The sequence below is a fragment of the uncultured Sulfitobacter sp. genome, from assembly GCF_947497275.1.
GTDB lineage: Bacteria > Pseudomonadota > Alphaproteobacteria > Rhodobacterales > Rhodobacteraceae > Sulfitobacter.
Map to the genome: position 1 here is coordinate 1 of NZ_CANMFS010000029.1, position 5,703 is coordinate 5,703.

Here is a 5,703-nt window from a genome sequence, read left to right on the forward strand (position 1 = left end):
TGTGTGTATGCTCTTGCAGTCCGAACAGAAGTCTCTCTGTTACTGGATCAAATCAAGCCTATCGAGCCATTAGTACCAGTCAACTGAACGTATTACTACGCTTACATCTCTGGCCTATCGACGAGGTGGTCTACCTCGGCTCTCAGGGATACCTTGTTTTGAGGGGGGCTTCCCGCTTAGATGCCTTCAGCGGTTATCCTGTCCGATCATAGCTACCCAGCACTGCTATTGGCATAACAACTGGTCCACCAGTGGATCGTTCACCCCGGTCCTCTCGTACTAGGGGCAACTCCTCTCAAGTATCCTACACCCACGGAAGATAGGGACCGAACTGTCTCACGACGTTCTAAACCCAGCTCACGTACCTCTTTAAACGGCGAACAGCCGTACCCTTGGGACCTGCTCCAGCCCCAGGATGAGATGAGCCGACATCGAGGTGCCAAACACTGCCGTCGATATGGACTCTTGGGCAGTATCAGCCTGTTATCCCCGGCGTACCTTTTATCCGTTGAGCGATGGCCCTCCCACTTGGGACCACCGGATCACTATGGCCGTCTTTCGACTCTGCTCGACTTGTCAGTCTTGCAGTCAGGCTGGCTTCTGCCATTGCACTCAACGAGCGATTTCCGACCGCTCTGAGCCAACCTTCGCGCGCCTCCGTTACGATTTAGGAGGCGACCGCCCCAGTCAAACTACCCACCACACAGGGTCCCGGATCCGGATAACGGACCGCGGTTAGACATCAAGCAGAACAAGGGTGGTATCTCAAGGGAGGCTCCACGCAGACTGGCGTCCACGCTTCAAAGCCCACCACCTATCCTGCACATGTTCGGCCTAATGCCAGTGTGAAGTTGTAGTAAAGGTGCACGGGGTCTTTCCGTCTAACCGCGGGTAACCGGCATCTTGACCGGTAATTCAATTTCGCTGAGTCTATGTTGGAGACAGCGGGGAAGTCGTTACGCCATTCGTGCAGGTCGGAACTTACCCGACAAGGAATTTCGCTACCTTAGGACCGTTATAGTTACGGCCGCCGTTTACCTGGGCTTCAATTCAGAGCTCTCACCCCTCCTTTTAACCTTCAGGCACCGGGCAGGCGTCAGACCCTATACGTCGTCTTGCGACTTCGCAGAGCCCTGTGTTTTTAATAAACAGTCGCCACCCCCTGGTTTGTGCCCCCAGCCTCTAGTTGCCTAGAAACCGGGCCTCCTTCTCGCGAACTTACGGAGGTATTTTGCCGAGTTCCTTCAACATAGTTCTCTCAAGCGCCTTGGTATTCTCTACCTGTCCACCTGTGTCGGTTTAGGGTACGATCTAGCGATGGAGCTATTTCCAGGGACCTCTAAGCAGCCCATTCAATCCGATAAGGATGAACTACCCTCGAGATCCGTCACTTCCATCTGGCCCAGGAATATTAACCTGGTTCCCATCGACTACGCCTTTCGGCCTCGCCTTAGGGGTCGGCTTACCCTGCTCAGATTAGCTTTAAGCAGGAACCCTTGGACTTTCGGCGAGAGTGTCTCTCACACTCTTTGTCGCTACTCATGTCATCATTCTCACTAGTGATCTCTCCACCGGATCGCTCACGCGCCGGCTTCACAGAAAGCTCCTTGTGTCCAACCCCACCCGAAGGTGGGTAAAGACACATGGAACTATGTCACACTACGCTCTGCTACCATGCAATAAATGCATCCTAAGCTTCGGCTCATGGCTTGAGCCCCGTTACATCTTCGCCGCAGGACAACTTGTTTAGACCAGTGAGCTGTTACGCTATCTTTAAAGGATGGCTGCTTCTAAGCCAACCTCCTGGTTGTTTTGGTCGTCCCACCTGCTTTCCCACTTAGCCATGAATTAGGGGCCTTAGCTGTAGGTCAGGGTTGTTTCCCTCTTCACGACGGACGTTAGCATTCGCCGTGTGTCTGCCATCTAGTACTCCTCGGTATTCGGAGTTTGGTTAGGATCAGTAAGCCTGTGGGGCCCCATTACCCATCCAGTGCTCTACCCCCGAGGGTATTCGGATGACGCTCTACCTAAATAGATTTCGCAGAGAACCAGCTATCTCCGAGTTTGATTGGCCTTTCACCCCTAGGCACAGCTCATCCCGATCCTTTTCAACGGATGTGGGTTCGGTCCTCCAGTAAGTGTTACCTTACCTTCAACCTGGCCATGCCTAGATCACTCGGTTTCGGGTCTGATCCCTCAAACTCATTCGCCCTATTAAGACTCGCTTTCGCTGCGCCTACACCTAACGGCTTAAGCTTGCTTGAGAGACCAAGTCGATGACCCATTATACAAAAGGTACGCTGTCAGGCCGCAAGGACCCTCCAACTGATTGTAGGCGTTCGGTTTCAGGTACTGTTTCACTCCCCTCGTCGGGGTGCTTTTCACCTTTCCCTCACGGTACTGGTTCACTATCGGTCAGTAAGGAGTACTTAGCCTTCGAAGGTGGTCCTCCGATCTTCAGACAGAATTTCACGTGTTCCGCCCTACTTAATACGTCCAATCATGCTTCTTATACGGGACTATCACCCACTCTGGTTGCGCATTCCAACGCATTCTAACCACACTCATGGCTCGGCTGGTCCCCGTTCGCTCGCCGCTACTAGGGGAGTATCAATTGATTTCCTTTCCTCCGGGTACTTAGATGTTTCAGTTCCCCGGGTTTGCCTTTTTAAGCCTATATATTCAGCCTAAAAATACCTGGTTTACCGTATTATTTTGTCCTGCCGCCGAAACGGTAGGATAAATAACACAGTATCAGGTGGGTTGCCCCATTCAGAAATCCATGGATCAAAGCTTATTCTCAGCTCCCCATGGCTTATCGCAGAGTATCACGTCTTTCATCGCCTCTTACTGCCAAGGCATTCACCAAACGCCCTTTTCGCGCTTGATTTGATCCAGAAAGAGAGTGACTTACACCACTCGTGGACAACAGAAGCTGGTAAGAAACTGCCATCCCTGTTTCCAGATCAAAAGCATACATAACTGTCCAGGCCCGTGCGGACCTGAGACATTCGAACGGCCTTGCGACCGTTCCGGTTAGTGTACTTGACTTGGACAATCATGTTCGTTTCGGCTGGCACACACCTGGGGGACCGAGGAAACAGTCCATGCAGATGCTCGCTTCGGGCCGAAGCCCTCCGCACCAATCCGAGATCCTCGCCACACTCGGCGCGATCAAACAAGATTGTAATTTGTATCTCTCTTTACGATGTTAATAAGGTGCAATCCCGAGGATTGTCACCGCGTCCAGTTGGACGGCTAAGCACTCGACAGTGCTTAGCGATCAAACTGCAAAACCATTACTTGCAATGTAATGGTGGGTCGAGGAGGACTTGAACCTCCGACCTCACGCTTATCAGGCGTGCGCTCTAACCACCTGAGCTACCGACCCATCTTGGTTCGGCCAGCGTATGTGGCCAGCCAGTTGTGCTTTTGCAAAGCAAAAGTACTTGGTGGAGCCTAGGAGGATCGAACTCCTGACCTCCTGAATGCAAATCAGGCGCTCTCCCAGCTGAGCTAAGGCCCCAGCTGATCTTGCATAAGCAAAATCGGCGTTCGTTGGTTACCGTATGTAACCCTACCCCTCTTGGGACATCGGCTACGCCGATACCCTGTCGGGGTTCCACGTGTTTACTCGTAAACACGTTCTACTGAAGAGATATGAGGACGGCTCGGTCCAAAGAGTGCATCTTGCGATGCCTCTCGTTTTGGTCGGCTTTGTTTGCCGACCTGCTAAGTGTTTCACGAAGTCAGCAAGCTGACCTACTAGAAACATCCTTAGAAAGGAGGTGATCCAGCCGCAGGTTCCCCTACGGCTACCTTGTTACGACTTCACCCCAGTCGCTGATCCTACCGTGGCCGCCTGCCTCCCCGAAGGGTTAGCGCAGCGTCGTCGGGTAGAACCAACTCCCATGGTGTGACGGGCGGTGTGTACAAGGCCCGGGAACGTATTCACCGTGTCATGCTGTTACACGATTACTAGCGATTCCGACTTCATGGGGTCGAGTTGCAGACCCCAATCCGAACTGAGACAGCTTTTGGGGATTAACCCATTGTCACTGCCATTGTAGCACGTGTGTAGCCCAACCCGTAAGGGCCATGAGGACTTGACGTCATCCACACCTTCCTCCCGCTTATCACGGGCAGTTTCTTTAGAGTGCCCAACTAAATGCTGGCAACTAAAGATGTGGGTTGCGCTCGTTGCCGGACTTAACCGAACATCTCACGACACGAGCTGACGACAGCCATGCAGCACCTGTCACTGCGTCACCGAAGTGAACGCCCGATCTCTCGGGTTAGCACAGGATGTCAAGGGTTGGTAAGGTTCTGCGCGTTGCTTCGAATTAAACCACATGCTCCACCGCTTGTGCGGGCCCCCGTCAATTCCTTTGAGTTTTAATCTTGCGACCGTACTCCCCAGGCGGAATGCTTAATCCGTTAGGTGTGTCACCGAACAGTATACTGCCCGACGACTGGCATTCATCGTTTACGGTGTGGACTACCAGGGTATCTAATCCTGTTTGCTCCCCACACTTTCGTACCTCAGCGTCAGTATCGAGCCAGTGAGCCGCCTTCGCCACTGGTGTTCCTCCGAATATCTACGAATTTCACCTCTACACTCGGAATTCCACTCACCTCTCTCGAACTCAAGACCAGGAGTTTAAGAGGCAGTTCCAGGGTTGAGCCCTGGGATTTCACCCCTTACTTTCTGATCCGCCTACGTACGCTTTACGCCCAGTAATTCCGAACAACGCTAACCCCCTCCGTATTACCGCGGCTGCTGGCACGGAGTTAGCCGGGGTTTCTTTACCAGGTACTGTCATTATCATCCCTGGCGAAAGTGCTTTACGACCCTAAGGCCTTCATCACACACGCGGCATGGCTAGATCAGGCTTGCGCCCATTGTCTAAGATTCCCCACTGCTGCCTCCCGTAGGAGTCTGGGCCGTGTCTCAGTCCCAGTGTTGCTGATCATCCTCTAAAACCAGCTATAGATCGTAGACTTGGTAGGCCATTACCCCACCAACTATCTAATCTAACGCGGGCCGATCCTTTACCGATAAATCTTTCCCCCGAAGGGCACATACGGTATTACTCTCCGTTTCCAGAGGCTATTCCGTAGTAAAGGGTACGTTCCCACGCGTTACTAACCCGTCCGCCGCTCGCCCCGAAGGGTGCGCTCGACTTGCATGTGTTAGGCCTGCCGCCAGCGTTCGTTCTGAGCCAGGATCAAACTCTCAAGTTGAAACGCAATTACTTGCGTGTCCTTGACGTCGAACCTCTGCACATCGACCTGCACCCCTTACTGAAAGGCACAGGCGTCTTTTCTGTTTGTTGTGCTAAGAGCTACAAAGTAGCCGAAAGCCGTCCAAACAGTGAAGCTGACACTCCATCATCGGTAGCGGGCAAAACCCATTCCCTAAGAGCGCGATATACAGACGTTGATCCATCGAAATAGACCAAACCGCCCACATATCTCTTCAGATATTCAATTTTCAAATAACGTAGAGACAAAAACAAACCAGATGCGCCCTATACTCTTGGCGCGCCCCGCCGTCATTACCTCTGATTTTATCTTCGCTTCAGACCCTCGGCGTCTCCGCTCCGGCCCCGCCGCTGCCCCGGTGTGCATCACTGCGCCGCCGGTGAAGGGGGTTCTAGGCCTAACACACATTTCCCGCAACACCTTTCTTCATAGAAAATG

2 tRNA genes and 2 rRNA genes are annotated in these 5,703 nt (G+C 52.7%); all 4 read right to left on the reverse strand.

Annotated elements, in window-relative coordinates:
• Positions 1 to 48 precede the first annotated feature (48 nt).
• A 23S ribosomal RNA gene (locus Q1A06_RS20675) occupies positions 49 to 2,890 on the reverse strand.
• 424 nt (positions 2,891 to 3,314) lie between these two features.
• Positions 3,315 to 3,391, reverse strand: a tRNA-Ile gene (locus tag Q1A06_RS20680).
• A gap of 59 nt (positions 3,392 to 3,450) precedes the next feature.
• Positions 3,451 to 3,526 (reverse strand) — tRNA-Ala (locus Q1A06_RS20685).
• Between the two features lie 255 nt (positions 3,527 to 3,781).
• Positions 3,782 to 5,244 (reverse strand): 16S ribosomal RNA (locus tag Q1A06_RS20690).
• The 16S and 23S rRNA genes sit together here with 2 tRNA genes alongside, the layout of an rRNA operon.
• Positions 5,245 to 5,703: the final 459 nt, after the last annotated feature.